Here is a 15,920-nt window from a genome sequence, read left to right on the forward strand (position 1 = left end):
GATCATAGCCCCAGTCAGGTTTGAATGGCGCCATTGTTACTGGCGAGGCGTCAAACCAGAAAGTGTCTGTGTCCATGGTGTTCATCAATGGGAATGATGATGGCGTACGGCAGAAAAGGAAGGACGCGGCATGGTCCCGGTATTTACTGCACCCCAAGCATCGCCGTCCAGTAAATCCCCGCATCGCTCTTCGGATCAACCGCATACGCTGCGCCCAACTCGCGAAACTGTGGGTTCATCACGTTAGCGCAGTGGCCCGGACTGGAAAGCCAGCCATCCACCACTTTGCGTCCGGTGTCTTGCCCAGCTGCGATGTTTTCTCCGATTTCACTGCCCATGTAACCCGCCAGCTCGGCTCGGTCACCCGGCGTGTGGTCATCGCGGTCTTTGTGATCGAAATAATTGCCGTTTGCCATGTCTCGGGAATGGGTATCTGACGCTGTCGCCAGCACTGCGTTCCAGGTCAACGGCGCCGTGGCGGCAAATGATTGGGCACCGCAATGACGCGGCTGGGCGCGGGCAGCATTGAGCAGGATGAGTAATTTCCGGCCTTCCGCTTGCGATGTGCCAAGGCGGGCAGTCAGCAGTGGACGTGCCAGCACAATGCGCCAATCACGTCCTTCTCGACTGACACCGATATCAACGTATTGTGGGTCCAACACCACTTTGCAGAAACTCTCTTGCACCATCTGCAGAGCAGCCTGTGCGTCGCGCGGCCCGGACAACGTGATGGCCTGTACGTGGACCATGGGGTACGCCGCACTTGCCATCGCTTGTTTGAGGTCCGCCGTTCCAGCGGCCGGAAGGATCAACCGCGGATCAGCCGTCAGCGCTGGCAGTTCGTGGGAAACGCCATCAGCGCAGCGCTGTAATTGACTGCGGTAGGCGTTGATGGAATCGACCAACTGGGATTCTTCGGTCGCCATCGCTGTGGCAGCGAACAACATGCCTAGCGACAACACAACAAGATGCATAACGGACGGTACAGCGCGCATGAAACTCTCCCTTGGACTGACTGCGGCCATCATGCGCGATATCACCCAAGCGCTGCCAGAGCCAAGGCAGTATAAGCAGTGGGATAGCTGTTTTGTTCGATCAGCCAAGGCCGTTCCGGGCGCCTGCGTCTGAATGATCCGCTGATTTCAGCGAGAGAAAAACCCCGTTTTCAAGCCCGCGATCGATCCAGCCGTTCCGCCAGTGTGCGCCACGCGCAGATGCCCAGGAAATAGGCCGACATTAACAGCCAGAGGCCCATCACCATTGGGCTAATGGCGGGATGGTTTACCACCAGCGACAGGCTGCACAGTAGCCAGACGGCCGTGACGGCAATGTTGATCGGCATGAACTGGCGGACGCGGAACGGGTGCAGAAATTTAATCCGGGTCACAGTCAACAGTGAAAGTCCGATAACCGTGATCAGGGTTAACCAAGGCGGTGGGGAGATGATGTAAATACATAGAGCAACGACATTCCATGCGGCGGGGAAGCCTTGGAAATAATTGTCCTTACTCTTCATGTTTACGTTGCAGAAGCAGAACAGTGACGAGATCAGGATCATCGACACAGCAAGCAGCAGGGTGTAGGCAGGCAGCGGAATGTAGCGATAGATGAACAATGCCGGGATGAAGACATAGGTCAGGTAGTCGATAACCAGATCTAGAATAGATCCATCGAAATTCGGCAAGACCGATTGAACATTGACCTTTCGCGCGAGCGCACCGTCCAGGCCATCCACTATCAGCGCGACCCCCAACCACAGCAGGCAAGCTTTCGGTTGGCTGTCAAATAATGCGATCGTCGCTAAAAAGGCAGTGACCACGCCGGTTGCGGTAAAACCGTGGGCGCCCCACGCCTTGAGCCTAGCAATGCTTAAAGTAGATATCACCGCGATGTTCTCCAGAAATCGAAGCATGCAAGTTACCACCGTAGCGTCTACGGAGTTACCGGCAAAACCAGCAAGTTGCAACTATCGACTGGGTATCCAGCAATAAGGTTCATCCATTGCGCGCTACGGGGGACACCTGACAGTAAACGTGGTTCGGTAAGATGCCCGATCCACGTAGCTCCTTACATTTTCAGGCCATCAGGGCTTGTAAAATCTCTTCGACGTGTTGAAGATCCCGGCTCTTATCTGAGTAACGAGAAGTCCATGAGTACAGAACTGAGTGAGGAAGAGATGCGCGAAGCGCTATTCGGCCCTTCGAGCCCTGCCGAACCCGAGCCGGTGATGGTGCCCGAGCCGGAGGTTGTCGTAAAGCCAACGCCCAGACCAAAACCGCTTCCTAAGTCCCGTGCGGTTTCTAAACCACTCTCGCCAAAGCTTAGGGTCACGCTACACGTCACCAGCGAATTCGAAGGGGAGGAAGAGGTCTTTATTTATGACGCGAACACATTGAGTACTTTCGTCGCGGAGCAAGAGGCGAAGAATGAAGCTAAAAAGAAGAAGTTCAAATATTTTGAAGTGATATCGGTCACACCTATTTCATAGCCGTACAGAACTTCCCGCGCTCAGTATGCGCAACCTCAAAGACAGTGGAATGATTTGAGTAGTTTACGTGTCTGTCTCGGACCCTCTACTGGGAATCCAAAGGCGGGACGTCGTCGGACATGGAAGACGTCGCCAATGTGATCCTGAACCGAATAGGCCACGAGGGCTTTGCGGGCCGGGTGTAGGCAAAAACTTGAGCCAGGCGTGTAACTATCCGCGGGTGAGTGGTCGATTAAACATTTAACCCGACCGAACTCCATGCCGCTTCGGCAAGCTGTTCCCGGTAGGCCACGGGACCATGTTTTACGCGCCCGGACAGCCATGCCCGGCAATAATTTTCTGCCTGACCAATAATTAACGACGGCACCAATTCCATGGGTAGTACTTTAAGTTCACGGCTGTGAAGTGGATCTTTTAACCAATCGGACAGTTTTGAGTTGCGCGATTTGTTGGCCAGCATAAGTTGCTCATTGAACGGACCCTTGGTCACCGCATGACGCGCGTGATATTGAAATCTTGCCCAGTCTGGTTGGCGTTCAACCCAGTCGACGTAGCTGTAGACCAGCGCGTATACCCACTCTCTGGAGGTTTTTGCTTCGGCCAGAAAGCTGTCACGCAGGCGGGTCTGGTCCTCTATAGCGGTCAGAAACAGCGCGGCGATCACCCCTTCTTTGTTGCCAAAGTGATGATAGATCGCACCGACGCTCGTCTCGCACGCGGCCCGAAGGTTGTCGATGGTCGTGGCTTCTATCCCGTGTTCATTGAAGAGCGACAGGGCTGTTTTGAGAATCGAGCGTTTTAGCTCAGCTCTTCTACCGGGATAACAGCGGTCGAGCAGTTCAACGGTTTCCATTTTGTTTGCCAATTTAAAGGTTGCGATAGTAAGGCAGATCAACGCCGTGGGGGAATGCAGCCGATTGACAGGCAGCGACTTTGGAGAATATTGTTCTTTTACAGAATAATATTCTGTTTTTTTTCAATCCCACCTCGAGGTGCGATATGAGTCAAACCCTTAGTCTTTACAACAGCGTTGGCCCTGCTGCATTTAGCAACATGGCTTGCACAATGGCCCCTTATTTCAGCTCTATTACGCCTGAGATCATCGAGCTTCGGCCTGGTCATTCGGTAATAACGGCACCCTTTCGAAAGGAGATCACCAACCATTTGGGCACGGTGCATGCTATTGCGCTGTGCAACGCAGCTGAACTCGCTGGCGGGACGATGACTGACGTATCAATTCCGGACGGAGCCCGTTGGATACCCAAGGGCATGACCGTCGAATACCTGGCGAAAGCGAAGACCGATATTCGCGCGGTGGCGGACGGCAGCGCTATCGATTGGTCGACGGCAGGGGACAAGGTTGTACCGGTGGACATATTCGATGAAGGCGGCATCAAGGTGTTTACGGCGAAGATAACCATGAACGTGAAAATCGGGTAAGCAGCGTTTGGTGGCCTCGCGCAATGTTCAGAACGGCGAGTGCTACCAACTACCCCTATCAAAGCTGACACTTGTGCGTCGCAAACAGATAAGCGGAATGCGGTTTTGCTCTCACTGAATACTTACCGGTCGGTATAGTTTCGGCGGAGGTGAATTTATGCAAGCTAAGTCCGGGTCAAGCGCTACTCGTCAACGGTTATTAACGACAGCGTCTGAGCTCTTTTTAAGAGACGGCATCAATGCGACGGGTATAGCAGCCATCGCAGCGCATGCGGGTGTGACCAAAATGACCCTTTATGCATATTTCTCTTCCAAGGATGAATTGATTGTCGCGTTCCTTGAGCAGCGCAATGAGCGTTGGAACACGGCTGTAGGTAGCACTTTAGCGGGCATTGCACACCCTGCTGAAAAATTGCTTAGTCTGTTTGACCTTTATCGCGACTGGCTGGTAAAGGGCGGCTTACGCGGCTGCGCATACGTCAATTGCTCAGCCGAGTTTCCTGACCGAAGTCATCCCGTGCGACTTGCAGTCGCCAGGCACAAGCAAAGTGTGAGGAGCCACTTGAAGATGCTCGCTGAAAGCGCCGGGCTCATTAATGCCGAAGTGATTGCGCAGCGGCTGTTTCTTCTACTTGAAGGGGCATTTTTAACAGGTGCCCTGGAAAATGATGACCGCGTGTTTTTCATAGCCCGGGAGTTGGCGGATGAGTTGATTAACGCCGCGCTCGTCGGTCGCCTTTCGCTTAACTAAACGAAGCTGCCTACACAAAAAATCTATCTCCCATACGGATGGCCGCCATGCGCTCCAACGCTGTAATCGTGGTGTTGCTTACAAGTCTCGTAGCGGCCAGCTATGGATTCGGAATTTACCTGTTTGCTCAGCTTGTACCTGATATGCAGGCGACGCTCGGGTTCGATTTTTCATACGTGGGGGCGATTACTGCATCAGGGCAGTTCGGGTTTTTAATCAGCGCAGTTTTGGCTGCCTGGCTGACACCTAAAGTGGGTGGTGGCTTGATGATATTGGGCTCCGGCATTATTTGCGCAATAGCCCTTTTGCTGGTTCCGCTCTCAAGCAATATTTTGGTTATTGGCGCCTTGTTGACGGTACTTGCGGGCACAGCCGCCACTGTCTTTGTGCCGATGGTCGATGTCATATCGAGGGTGGTCGACTATCGCTTCCGTGGGATGGCAATGGGGCTTGTATCGAGTGGCACCAGTTATGGCGTTTTCGTCAATAGTTTGCTTGTGCCTATCTACTCCCCTCGAGGGGAATGGCGGACTGTATGGTTATTGGTCGGTATTATCAGTTTGTTTATTGCGCTAGTGGTGTATCGAAAATTTAGGGACGCAGGCTTGTTCAGGAGAGAACAATTATCGACCGATAGTCTAAAGGCGGACTCTGTAGCGCTTTCCTCTGTCCAGCTATTCAGCCGAGGAAGTGAGTTGATGCAGCCATGGGTTCTGACTATTTGGTCAATGAACTTCTTGATCGGCTTTTCCACTTTTCCCTTTCAAAATTACCTCTCGTCTTACCTGCGTACCGAGTTGGGCTTTGGGGTGGAATACACGGCGCAAATTTGGGCAACCATTGGGTTGGTCGGCATGTTCGCTGGCTTGGCTGTTGGCTGGCTCTCGGACAAGGCGGGACTTCGAACCGCGATGTTGCTGGTGTATGTTTGCGTCGTGCTAGCGGCGCTGATCTTTGTCGTCTATCCGCATGGACACTGGCCTCTCGTTGCGGGTGTGCTATTTGCTACCGCTTTCTACCCAATTTTTGGGCTGATTCCTGCGTATGTTTCGAAGCTGGCAACTTCTACCGCTACTGCCGTCGCTATTTTTGGCATCGCAAACGTTATGCAAGGCACAGGCGGCATGCTCGGAAACTACGGCGCAGGGCTGTTGGCGAGCCACAGCGGGACGTTTTCTGAGGTTTACGCCCTTATCGGGGTGGTCGGCGTGATCTTAATGGTATTGACGGCGAGATTGCCGTCGGTCTCGAACAGCCGCGTCAGCGCCTTGCCTATTGCCTGAGAGCGTTGACTGACGCGGTAGGCTCCAAATAAACGATCGTAAATGAAACTCCTGGGACTTTCCTGTTGGGTTCACAACGAGTCGCCATTCTTGATTATCGAGATTCTTCAGGAAAAAGATGCGTCTTCACGAAGTCTATGAATACGCGCAGCTTGAGTGCAGGGTGCTTGCCCGAGGGCCACATGATCTTGAATGTGCCTGAGTCAGAACAGCCGTGAAGTATTCGGACTAACTTGCCGCAATCCAACCATTTACGAATGGCAAAGTCAGGCAAACAGGCGATGCCGATGCCTTGGACCGCAAAGCTAAGTCGGGCTTCGAGGTTATTGCAGACCATTGAGATTGGCAGCTGTAGGTCAATCTCCTGTTGATCTATACGCAAAGGCCAGACCTGTAGCTTCCCTGTGTTTGGGAAGCGAAATTGGATGCAGGCATGCTGCAGCAAATCGTTGACGTGCTGCGGGGCACCGTGTTGCAGAAAATAGTCGGGCGAGCCGACCAGGATCATTTTGTACTCCCCCAGATGACGTGAGGTCAGGCCTGAATCGGGAACCTCACCACTGCGCAGCACTGCGTCGTAACCCTCCTCGATTATGTCGACTCGCCGATCATCGAATGTCAGATCCAGATCTACAGCAGGATAGGTTTTTTTGAAATTGGCCAGCACTTGCAAAAAGGGTTCGCCGATGAGAGGCAGGCTTATTTTCAAACGCCCGCTGGGGGCAGTATTAGCGTTTAAAAACTCGGCTTCGGCAGCGGCTATTTCGGCCAAAATGCGCCGGCTACGTTCCAGGAAACGTCTGCCGTCTTCGGTTAACGTGACGCTTCTGGTGCTGCGGTTAAACAGCCGCACTCCAAAGCGCTCTTCCAGGCGCACGATGCTTTTGCCGACAGCGGATGCTGATACACCCAGCACGCGTCCGGTCGCGACGAAACTGCGTGTTTCAGCAACACAAACGAAAACGTTGAGAGTACTGAGGTTATCCATTTTCACTCGATTGCGGACACGGCGTTCAAGAGGAAGCTAGCCGACGGGAACAGAGGCAATGTATTACGGAACACAATCTCCGTATAGCGCGGAGGTGGCACCCACTTAATTTACACGTTCACGACTCTTATCATCGGTGCTACTGAACCTAACCGAGGTAATCGTCATGATTGATTCAATGAAACGCTGGGAAATTTCCTCATTTGGTCTCGATAATCTGGCCCAGGTTTCGGTACCACAACCGGAGCCTAAAGCCGGGGAAATAGTGGTAAAAATCGAAGCTGTTTCCCTTAACTATCGCGATACTGAAGTGATCGAAAACGGCATGACCGCGGAGCTGGTGTTCCCGTTTACCCCCGCGTCGGACATGTCAGGGACCGTCGTTGCGGTGGGTGACGGGGTGACTCGCTTTCGTGTCGGCGAGCGGGTCATATCCACTTATATTACCCAGTGGATCGATGGTCCACCCCAGACGTGGGACAAGATGCCAACCCAGGGCGGCCCGATCCAAGGCATGCTCGCGCACTACGTCGCCACTCCAGCCGAGTGGTGCGTTCGGGCGCCAAATAGCCTTACCTCAACCGAGGCCAGTACAATGCCCATCGCCGCCCTGACCGCCTGGATGGCGCTCATCGAGTTAGGCCATTTGCGCGCTGGGCAGACGGTGTTAGTCCAAGGCACCGGTGGTGTTTCGTTATTCGCTATACAGCTGGCAGCGGCCAGTGGCGCAACAGTGATTGTCACCAGTAGCAGCGACGAAAAGATCTCTCGGGCAATCAAACTCGGAGCCAGCCACGGTATTAATCGCATGGCTAGGCCTGATTGGCAGAACGCTGTACTTGAATTGACTGCTGGCCGAGGCGCTGATCACATTCTGGAAATGGCCGGGGGCGACAACCTTGGCCGATCGTTGCAAGCGGTAGTTCCCGGGGGTCGGGTTTCAATTATTGGTCTGCTCGAATCCGCAGAGTTGCGCACCTCGGTCATGGCTTTTCTGAGCCGTAGGGCTTGCATCGTCGCTGTTGCAGTGGGACCACGCCGTGCGTTGGAAGACTTGGTGCGAATGGTCGACAGTCACGGCCTCAAGCCGGTAATTGATGGGACTTATTCCTTCGACCAACTGCCGCAAGCGTTAGCTCACTTAAAACGGGGCGCGTTCGGCAAAGTCGTGATTGATTTCTCAATTGACGCTCAGATAGCCAAGTAAATGCATAACTTATTATTCTTAAATTATATTTTGTTGCTTGAAACACTGCGGTGGGAGTCAATTTGTTCGCGAATACAGGTGTTCATGCGCACAGGAGGCTGAATACACCGACGCTTTCACGAATAAGTTCGCTCTCAAGGGGGTTGGTGGCAGACCCTACACCTAAAAGCGCGATGCCGCAGATACTAGGAAATTGCCTACATTAGTAGGGTGTTTGCTATGCGGTCAGCCGACCGTGGTACAGCTTGCAGAAGAGGAGACCGCCCGTGTCTATTATTGAAAAAGCATTGACGTTTCAACGTTGTCATCGCCGAGGGCAGCCGTTGATTGTTCCCAATCCTTGGGATGCCGGTAGCGCTAAGGTATTGGCAGCGCTTGGATTCGAGGCGTTGGCCACAACAAGCGCTGGCTTAGCCTTTAGCTTGGGAAAAAGAGATGCTGAAGGGGCTCTGTCGCGTGACGAGGTGCTTGAGAATGCCCGGCGTATAGTCGAAGCAACGAGCCTGCCGGTAACTGCAGATCTGGAAAATGGGTTTGGAGACTCCCCCGAAGAGGTGGCATACACCATTCATGCCGCTGCGAAAGTAGGGCTTGTTGGGGGTTCAATCGAAGATGCAACCGGCAACTTGAAGCATCGTATCTATGATTTCAATCATGCCGTAGAGCGCGTGGCTGCTGGTGTTGAGGCCGCACGAAGTCTGCCGTTCCCTTTTGTATTTGTGGCGCGTGCTGAAAATTTCATCTGTGGTCGGCCTGACCTGGACGATACGCTTCGCCGATTAATTGCGTTTCAAGAAGCTGGCGCCGATGTTTTGTTCGCTCCCGGCTTACCTGATCTGGAAACGATTCGGCTCGTGTGCGCTGCATTGGAGAAACCAGTAAACGTGCTGATGAGTTTGGGCGGTAGTGCATTAACTGTCGATGAACTCGCTCAAGCGGGCGTTCAGAGAATAAGCCTTGGTAGCTCCCTTGCACGGGCCGCCATGGGGGCGTTTATTCGCGCCGCCGAAGAGGTGAAAAACAGCGGTACCTTTAGTTTTTCAGGTAGCGCTACAAGCTTTGCTGACGCCAACCGGTTCATGACGTCCACGGGTGATGAATCAGTGGTTTAGGTAACCCCCGAAGTTCAACACGCCTGTGTGTTCAAGAGCTGTGTGTGTTGGCGAACATCACCAATAAGCACTTGCTGTGAACCTGCAAGCACTCACCGGGTCGGAAAAATAAGCACGCCTCGCGCAATCGTCTTAGCGGTAAATCGACGTTTTGGTGGGCGCCATTTTCGCTTATTGAATCGGAGAGTTATTCATGAAATCTTACCCACGCCCACCTTTTGCCGATCAACATCAAAATGTCCCAGGTGATCAACATCGCATGAATCCAGTGCCTGATTGTGGTGAAGAGAGCTACATAGGTGCAGGACGACTGACCAACAAAGTTGCGTTAATTACCGGTGCCGACAGTGGCATTGGCCGAGCGGTGGCGATTGCGTTTGCCCGCGAAGGCGCTGACGTTGCCCTTTCTTATCTGGATGAACATGAAGACGCCAAGGCGACTGCGCAGCTGATTGAACAGGCGGGTCGGCAGTGCTTACTAATGCCCGGAGACCTCGCTCAACGCTCGCATTGCCTGAGCATCGTGGATCAGACGGTGGAGCGCTTCGGACGCATCGATATTTTGGTCAACAACGCGGCCTTTCAAATGACCCACCAAAGCCTGGAGGAAATTCCTGACGAGGAGTGGGTGCGTACGTTTGATGTGAATATCACCGCCATGTTTCGCATCACTCAGGCCGCGCTCAAACACATGGCCGAGGGCAGCTCGATCATAAATACCAGCTCGGTCAATTCCGACATGCCTAAGCCGACGTTACTGGCCTATGCTGCCACCAAAGGCGCCATCGCCAACTTTAGCGCTGGGCTTGCCGAGCTATTGGGCGAGAAAGGCATTCGAGTCAACAGTGTGGCCCCCGGCCCAATCTGGACCCCGCTGATTGTCTCGACCATGACCTCCGAGGACATTACCTCATTCGGATCGCAGACGCCGTTGGGCCGTCCTGGCCAACCGGCAGAGCTGGCGCCTCTGTATGTGTTGCTGGCCTCTAACGAGTCCAGTTACATTTCCGGGTCGAGAATTGGCGTCACTGGTGGCAAACCCATTCTTTGACAGGGGGCTGATCATGGGGCGCCATGGCCCCTTGATCGTCTGTCACAATGATGGGCATCATTGGCTGTAATTATGTTTCTGAATTGCCCGGCGCGTACGCGGTCCAAGAGGCTTGCAGGATTCCTGTTGGTTAATGGGAAGTCGTTGGAAGGGCCTATCGCTTTCTATCAGGAGTTAAAGCACATGGCGGCATTGCAACAGCGCACCACCGACGCGATGAAAAAGTCCCAATCGCAATTGTCTGCTACCTGGCTCGCCGGGCTTGAAGCGAGCGGCGCTACACGCAATTTGAAAGAGGACGATCTCAAGCAGCAGGTGGCGGAGTTTTTGCGTTTGATTGTCGCGGTATGGGAGAAAGGCAGCACGCAGAGTCTTGCTGGCGGCGACTGGGATGAAACCCGTCAGTTTCTCGAAAAGTTGTCTCATAGTCGGGCGCTGCTCGGACAGGACTCTCAACAAACAGCGAGTTTCATCTTTTCATTGAAAGGTGCGCTATTCGCTGTTCTGCAAAGTGAGTACAAAGACGATCCCGCCATGTTGGCTGATCAGCTCTGGCAGATATCTGAATTGCTGGACGCATTAGGCATGCACACTATTCGCACGTTTCAGAAGTCTCGCGAAGCGGTGATCAAGCGTCAGCAAGAAGAGCTGCTGGAGCTTTCTACGCCAGTGGTGAAATTGTGGGACGGCGTGCTCGCCCTTCCGATGATTGGCACACTGGATTCCCAGCGCACACAGGTAGTAATGGAGTCACTGCTACAACGCATCGTTGATACCGGTTCAGAAATCGCCATCATCGACATCACCGGTGTACCCACGGTTGATACCTTGGTTGCTCAGCATTTGCTGAAAACCGTGACCGCGATTCGATTGATGGGCGCCGATTGCATCATCAGCGGCGTACGTCCGCAAATTGCCCAAACCATCGTCCATTTGGGTCTGGACCTACAGGGCGTGGTTACTAAAGCTAACCTGGCTGATGCATTGGCACTGGCGCTGCGACGTCTGGGCGTGACTGTTACCAAGGCGGTATAACGATGGAGCGAATTCCGATCCTTCAAATGGGTGACTTCTTACTGGTCACCATCCAGGTCGACATGCATGACCAGCTCGCGCTGACCCTGCAAGATGACCTGTCCGAACGAATCAGCCGAACATCGGCGCGTGGCGTGCTGATCGATATTTCTGCGCTGGATATGGTGGACTCGTTCATCGGCCGAATGATCGGCACTATTTCCGGATTGTCTCGGATCATGGATGCAGAAACGGTTCTGGTTGGCATGCAGCCGGCAGTGGCTATTACGGCATGACGCTGCCGGGTGTCAGCACAGCGCTTAACGTTGAGCGTGGCATGAAGTTGCTGCGCGAGCGGGTGCTTGCGCAATGATCGTACGCAACAGCGGCACTCAGCCGGTTGTTATCGAACAGGACGTAGTGCTTGCGCGGCAGCTGGTGCGTAAGTTGGCGCAAGATTGCGCAATGCGTTTGATCGACTTGACCAAAATGGTCACGGCGGTGAGTGAGTTGGCACGAAACACCATGGTGCATGGCGGCGGTGGGGACATGGAATGGCAGATTTTGGAGGACGGCTTGCGTACCGGCCTTCGTATAACATTCCGTGACGAAGGGCCGGGAATCCCCGACCTCAAGCTGGCTATGACCGATGGCTGGACTTCCGGCAACGGATTGGGCTTGGGGTTGACCGGGGCCAAGCGCTTGGTTGACGAGTTCGAGCTGGACACTACGCCGGGTGCAGGCACCCGGGTAACGATTACCCGATGGACCTAAACCTGCGCAGTTGTTTGACCGAGGTTCTGCTGGTGGAAGACAGCAGCCAGGTAGGTTTTGCCCGACGTACCGCACAGAAACTCGCTGAGCAGATTGGCTTTGATGCCACTGAGGCCGGGCGGGTTGCCCTGGTAGTTACGGAGTTGGCTAGCAATCTGCTCAAACATGCTGGCAGCGGCGAGCTACACCTGCGGATCTTACCCAGAGATCCTCATCAAGGGTTAGAGGTGCTGGCTATTGATCGCGGTCCCGGCTTCGATCTGCAAGCATGTCTGGCTGATGGATATTCCACCGGTGGCACTCAAGGCATTGGCCTTGGCGCTGTTTCCCGTCAGGCAGATGTGTTCGACGTTTATTCGGACTCCCGTGGCGCGGTCTTGTTAGCGCGTTTTTTCCGGCGTCTGGACAAGGCTGCAGATTATCGTATTGGCGTCAGTCAGCATTCATTACATAACGATTCTGCGTGTGGGGATGTGTGGGCGTTATCGTTTAAAGGGCCACGCATCAGCGCGTTGATTATCGACGGACTGGGTCACGGTGAGGACGCTCAAGTCGCAGGTTTTGCAGGTGCGTCTTCTTTTGCCCAGAATCCATTGGCTGACCCATTATTCTCGCTTGAAGATATGCACCACGCCATGCAAGGCACACGGGGTGGCGCCGTGGCCGTCGCCCAGTTCGATCAGGCCGACCAGAGGTTGCGGTTTGTGGGCATCGGTAATATCAGCGCCAGTATTGTCAGTGCGGAAAAATCCCGTGGGATGGCATCGCATCCCGGCATCGTTGGCCTGCGATACCGCAAAGCGCAGGTGTTTGAGTTTTCTGATGTCAGCGGGCATCTGTTGATCATGCACAGCGATGGCTTGCAGTCGCGCTGGAATCTCAGGGATTATCCCGGCTTGATGCTTCGTCATCCTGCGATTATTGCGGCTTTGCTACACCGCGATTACTGCCGCGGCCGAGACGACATCACGGTTTTGGTAGTTGCATTGGAGAACCCTCATGTCTGAAACCACGCCTATAGACAACAATGAAGCGATTCTGGAACTTCAACGATTACGCATTGAAGTGACGGCATTGCGTTCCGAACTGAATGAAACCAATCAGGGAGTGCTCGCCCTTTATGCTGAGCTGGACACTCAGGCGCAAGACTTGCGTCAGGCGTCGGATCTAAAGAGTCGTTTCCTCTCTTACATGAGCCATGAATTCAGAACCCCGTTAGGCTCGATTCTTAGCATTGCCAGCCTGCTGGCAGACGAGCTTGATGGCCCGCTTAGTCCCGAGCAACACAAGCAGGTCGGGTTTGTCAGCGCTTCGGCACGAGAGCTGAGTGACATGGTCGACGACTTGCTGGACTTGGCCAAAATTGAGGCCGGGCGCATTACTATTTCCCCGGCCTGGTTCGACATGCTCGATCTCTTTGCAGCCTTGAGAGGCATGTTTCGGCCCATCGTAGATAGAACTTCTGTAGACCTCGTTTTTGAGGAGCCGGTGGGCATGCCTCGGCTCTATACCGATGACAAAAAGCTTGCGCAGATCCTGCGTAACTTCATTTCCAATTCCCTCAAATTCACTGAGCGTGGTGAGGTGCGGGTGTCGACGCGGATGGAAAGCGAGACGCAGGTCCGATTTGCGGTCACCGATACCGGGATTGGCATTCCTGCTGAACTTCACAGTGCACTGTTCGAAGACTTCTCCCAACTCGACTCGCCGTTGCAAAAGCGTTTGCGTGGCACTGGCCTGGGGCTTTCTCTATGCAAGCGGTTTGCCGCGCTGCTTGGTGGCCATGTAGGTGTGGAAAGCCAGCCGGGCATAGGTTCTACATTCTTTGTGATCATCCCATTGGCGGTTGCCTTGGAGTCAAGCGATGGCACGTGAAATCAAGCTGCTCATCGTCGATGACAACGCGGCCACCCGCTACGCGTTGCGTCGGCGCATGGAACGCCATGGTTTTGTGGTGCTTGAGGCTGGGACCGGTACTGAAGGCCTTGCGCTAATTGCTTCTGAGGCGCCGGATGCATTGATACTCGACGTCAATCTGCCGGACATGAGTGGATTCGATATCGTCCGCCAGCTGCGCTCTGAGCCGCGCACGGCGCTATTGCCAGTGGTGCACGTGTCGGCCGCATCTGTGCAGACCGGCGACATCATTACGGGGCTCGAAGCGGGCGCGGATGCCTATCTGATTCATCCCATTGATCCCGATGTGCTGCTAGCGACGGTACGGACTTTACTGCGGGTGCGCGACACCGAGTATGCGCTACGGGAAAGCGAGGCGCGGTTCCGAGAGATTTTTGTCAACGTCTCAGCGCCGATTGCGGTGCTCGACGCCCAATTGCACATCTACGAATGCAACCATGCGTTCGCCCAGATCATTCAGCAGAACGCACCCGAGACGAGCATTCTTGACTGCTTTGCCGACGATCAAATAGCAATTGTTCAGGAGCTTTGTGAAGGCTTGGCCGCAGGTGAGCGTTGGAAAGGCACGTTAGGCATGCGTGTGAAAGGCGAAGTGCGGGAGACAGAATGGCAAATTTCACCCTATCGTGCCCCGGGCCTTAGCCTGGTATTTGTCGAAGACGTCACTGAGCATCGCCAGCGCGAGCGGTCGCACCTTGCCCAATTAAACACTGTCAACACGCAATTGGCTTACGAAGTCGCCGAACGTGTGCGTACCGAAGCACAATTGCTGCAAGTGCAGAAAATGGATGCCATTGGCAAATTGACCGGGGGTATCGCTCACGATTTCAACAATTTGCTCACGGGTATTATCACCGGCTTGGAACTGATCATAAGTCGAACTGAGCAAGCTAATCCAGCCAAGGTGATGCGCTATGCCGATGCCGCGCTGACCTCTGCGATGAGTGCCGCTGCACTGACTCATCGCCTGCTCGCTTTTGCCCGGCAACAACCGCTGGACACGCGTCCAATTGATATTAACGAGCATGTTCGCTCGCTTGAGGATCTGCTTCGACGCACCATTGGCAAGCGGATCACGTTGACCTTGGCGCTGACAGCGAAGTCGGCGGTGGCGTTAGCCGATGCCAGCCAATTGGAAAGCGCGTTGCTGAACCTGGTCATCAATGCCCGGGATGCGTTGCCGGACGGCGGCAACATCAGTATCACGACGTTTGCCGCACATGCTCAGGGTGATCCGAAGTTGGCGGACGGTGCTTACGTAGCGCTGACGGTTAAAGATGATGGTGTCGGTATTGATCACAGTGTGATCGACAAAGTGTTTGATCCGTTTTTCACGACCAAACCGATTGGCGAAGGCACAGGGCTAGGACTGTCTACAATTTATGGTTTCGCCCGGCAATCGGGCGGCGATGCCAATATTCGCAGTATTGCCGGCCGTGGCACTGAGGTGACGTTGATGATTCCGGCGGGAATCAACATAAGCGTGATGCCGGTGGAGCCCTCGACCGCAGGCGCGCGAGGCGCCGGTGAACATATTCTTATCGTCGAAGATACTGCCTCAGTTCGAATGTTTGTTAATGAGGTACTGGTTGACACCGGTTACCGTTGTACTCAGGTCGGTGATATTGAAAGCGCGCTGACATTGCTCATGAATGACAGTTCGATCGAGTTGCTATTGACCGACGTAGGATTGCCGCACATGAACGGGCGAGAGTTGGCCAACATTGCCCGTGGCTGGCGCCCCTCATTGCCGGTAGTCTTCATGACCGGCTACGCCGAAAACGCAGTCAACCGGCAGAGTTTTCTTGGCGAGAAGATGGACATGATCATCAAACCGTTTCAGCTCAGCGAGCTGCTCAATAAAGTTCGTAAAATGCTCGACGCTTGAAGTTGTA

17 protein-coding genes and 2 pseudogenes are annotated in these 15,920 nt (G+C 54.1%); 15 read left to right on the top strand and 4 right to left on the bottom strand.

Going from position 1 to position 15,920, the window contains the following annotated elements:
- Window positions 1-143 precede the first annotated feature (143 nt).
- Window positions 144-995, bottom strand: a complete 852-nt coding sequence (locus tag RGW60_RS04655; RefSeq protein ID WP_322202587.1) for a CAP domain-containing protein — start codon at window positions 993-995, stop codon at window positions 144-146.
- On the opposite strand from RGW60_RS04655, the gene RGW60_RS04660 reads away from it, so the two are divergent.
- A complete protein-coding gene (locus RGW60_RS04660; protein WP_322202589.1) occupies window positions 994-1,128 on the top strand; it encodes a hypothetical protein in 135 nt (44 codons plus the stop codon). The two genes, RGW60_RS04655 and RGW60_RS04660, sit on opposite strands and share 2 nt — an antisense overlap.
- Window positions 1,129-1,165: 37 nt before the next feature.
- Here the strand turns inward: RGW60_RS04660 and pcsA are convergent, their stop codons facing one another.
- Entirely contained in the window at window positions 1,166-1,885 is a 720-nt protein-coding gene (gene pcsA / locus RGW60_RS04665; RefSeq protein ID WP_322206844.1) for a phosphatidylcholine synthase, read from the bottom strand.
- A gap of 264 nt (window positions 1,886-2,149) precedes the next feature.
- Between pcsA and RGW60_RS04670 the strand changes: the two genes are divergently transcribed.
- Both RGW60_RS04670 and RGW60_RS04675 read left to right on the top strand, forming a co-directional pair.
- Entirely contained in the window at window positions 2,150-2,488 is a 339-nt protein-coding gene (locus RGW60_RS04670; protein WP_322202591.1) for a hypothetical protein, read from the top strand.
- 65 nt (window positions 2,489-2,553) lie between these two features.
- Window positions 2,554-2,670 (top strand): annotated as a pseudogene (locus RGW60_RS04675) (cell wall hydrolase); the annotation flags it as partial.
- A 50-nt stretch (window positions 2,671-2,720) separates the two neighbouring features.
- Here the strand turns inward: RGW60_RS04675 and RGW60_RS04680 are convergent.
- Window positions 2,721-3,341 (bottom strand): TetR/AcrR family transcriptional regulator, encoded by a 621-nt coding sequence (locus RGW60_RS04680; RefSeq protein ID WP_322202592.1) that lies wholly within the window; start codon window positions 3,339-3,341, stop codon window positions 2,721-2,723.
- Window positions 3,342-3,487: 146 nt separating this feature from the next.
- Between RGW60_RS04680 and RGW60_RS04685 the strand changes: the two genes are divergently transcribed.
- The 3 genes from RGW60_RS04685 (at window position 3,488) to RGW60_RS04695 (ending at window position 5,962) form a co-directional block, all read left to right on the top strand.
- Window positions 3,488-3,928 carry a hotdog fold domain-containing protein gene (locus RGW60_RS04685; RefSeq protein ID WP_322202594.1) on the top strand — a complete coding sequence of 147 codons (441 nt, stop codon included), beginning with the start codon at window positions 3,488-3,490 and terminating at the stop codon, window positions 3,926-3,928.
- A gap of 157 nt (window positions 3,929-4,085) precedes the next feature.
- Entirely contained in the window at window positions 4,086-4,679 is a 594-nt protein-coding gene (locus RGW60_RS04690; RefSeq protein ID WP_322202596.1) for a TetR/AcrR family transcriptional regulator, read from the top strand.
- Between the two features lie 47 nt (window positions 4,680-4,726).
- Window positions 4,727-5,962: an MFS transporter gene (locus RGW60_RS04695; protein WP_322202598.1), complete on the top strand. Its 1,236-nt coding sequence runs from the start codon at window positions 4,727-4,729 to the stop codon at window positions 5,960-5,962.
- Window positions 5,963-6,056: 94 nt separating this feature from the next.
- Here RGW60_RS04695 and RGW60_RS04700 read toward each other — a convergent pair whose 3' ends face one another.
- Complete coding sequence (locus tag RGW60_RS04700) at window positions 6,057-6,950, bottom strand: LysR family transcriptional regulator (RefSeq protein ID WP_322202601.1); 894 nt, start codon at window positions 6,948-6,950, stop codon at window positions 6,057-6,059.
- A gap of 166 nt (window positions 6,951-7,116) precedes the next feature.
- Between RGW60_RS04700 and RGW60_RS04705 the strand changes: the two genes are divergently transcribed.
- The 9 genes and pseudogenes from RGW60_RS04705 to RGW60_RS04745 all read left to right on the top strand — a co-directional run bounded on the left by RGW60_RS04705 (window position 7,117) and on the right by RGW60_RS04745 (window position 15,913).
- Window positions 7,117-8,157 (top strand): NAD(P)-dependent alcohol dehydrogenase, encoded by a 1,041-nt coding sequence (locus RGW60_RS04705; RefSeq protein ID WP_322202602.1) that lies wholly within the window; start codon window positions 7,117-7,119, stop codon window positions 8,155-8,157.
- 266 nt (window positions 8,158-8,423) lie between these two features.
- The gene (locus RGW60_RS04710) at window positions 8,424-9,269 is read left to right on the top strand and encodes an isocitrate lyase/phosphoenolpyruvate mutase family protein (RefSeq protein ID WP_322202604.1); all 846 of its coding nucleotides are present in this window, start codon (window positions 8,424-8,426) and stop codon (window positions 9,267-9,269) included.
- A 193-nt stretch (window positions 9,270-9,462) separates the two neighbouring features.
- Window positions 9,463-10,320 carry an SDR family oxidoreductase gene (locus RGW60_RS04715; RefSeq protein ID WP_322202606.1) on the top strand — a complete coding sequence of 286 codons (858 nt, stop codon included), beginning with the start codon at window positions 9,463-9,465 and terminating at the stop codon, window positions 10,318-10,320.
- A 183-nt stretch (window positions 10,321-10,503) separates the two neighbouring features.
- Window positions 10,504-11,355 carry an STAS domain-containing protein gene (locus RGW60_RS04720; RefSeq protein WP_322202608.1) on the top strand — a complete coding sequence of 284 codons (852 nt, stop codon included), beginning with the start codon at window positions 10,504-10,506 and terminating at the stop codon, window positions 11,353-11,355.
- 2 nt (window positions 11,356-11,357) lie between these two features.
- Window positions 11,358-11,707: pseudogene (locus RGW60_RS04725) on the top strand (STAS domain-containing protein).
- Window positions 11,704-12,108 (top strand): anti-sigma regulatory factor, encoded by a 405-nt coding sequence (locus RGW60_RS04730; protein ID WP_322202611.1) that lies wholly within the window; start codon window positions 11,704-11,706, stop codon window positions 12,106-12,108. The pseudogene RGW60_RS04725 and the gene RGW60_RS04730 overlap by 4 nt, the downstream one beginning before the upstream one ends.
- Window positions 12,099-13,115 carry an ATP-binding protein gene (locus tag RGW60_RS04735; protein ID WP_322202613.1) on the top strand — a complete coding sequence of 339 codons (1,017 nt, stop codon included), beginning with the start codon at window positions 12,099-12,101 and terminating at the stop codon, window positions 13,113-13,115. The genes RGW60_RS04730 and RGW60_RS04735 overlap by 10 nt, the downstream gene beginning before the upstream one ends.
- Entirely contained in the window at window positions 13,108-13,983 is an 876-nt protein-coding gene (locus RGW60_RS04740) for a sensor histidine kinase (protein ID WP_322202615.1), read from the top strand. Before RGW60_RS04735 ends, RGW60_RS04740 begins: the two co-directional genes overlap by 8 nt.
- A complete protein-coding gene (locus RGW60_RS04745; protein ID WP_322202617.1) occupies window positions 13,973-15,913 on the top strand; it encodes a response regulator in 1,941 nt (646 codons plus the stop codon). Before RGW60_RS04740 ends, RGW60_RS04745 begins: the two co-directional genes overlap by 11 nt.
- Window positions 15,914-15,920: the final 7 nt, after the last annotated feature.

Origin of the sequence: Pseudomonas sp. AB6, assembly GCF_034314105.1 — a bacterium.
In the GTDB taxonomy this organism is placed as follows: domain Bacteria; phylum Pseudomonadota; class Gammaproteobacteria; order Pseudomonadales; family Pseudomonadaceae; genus Aquipseudomonas.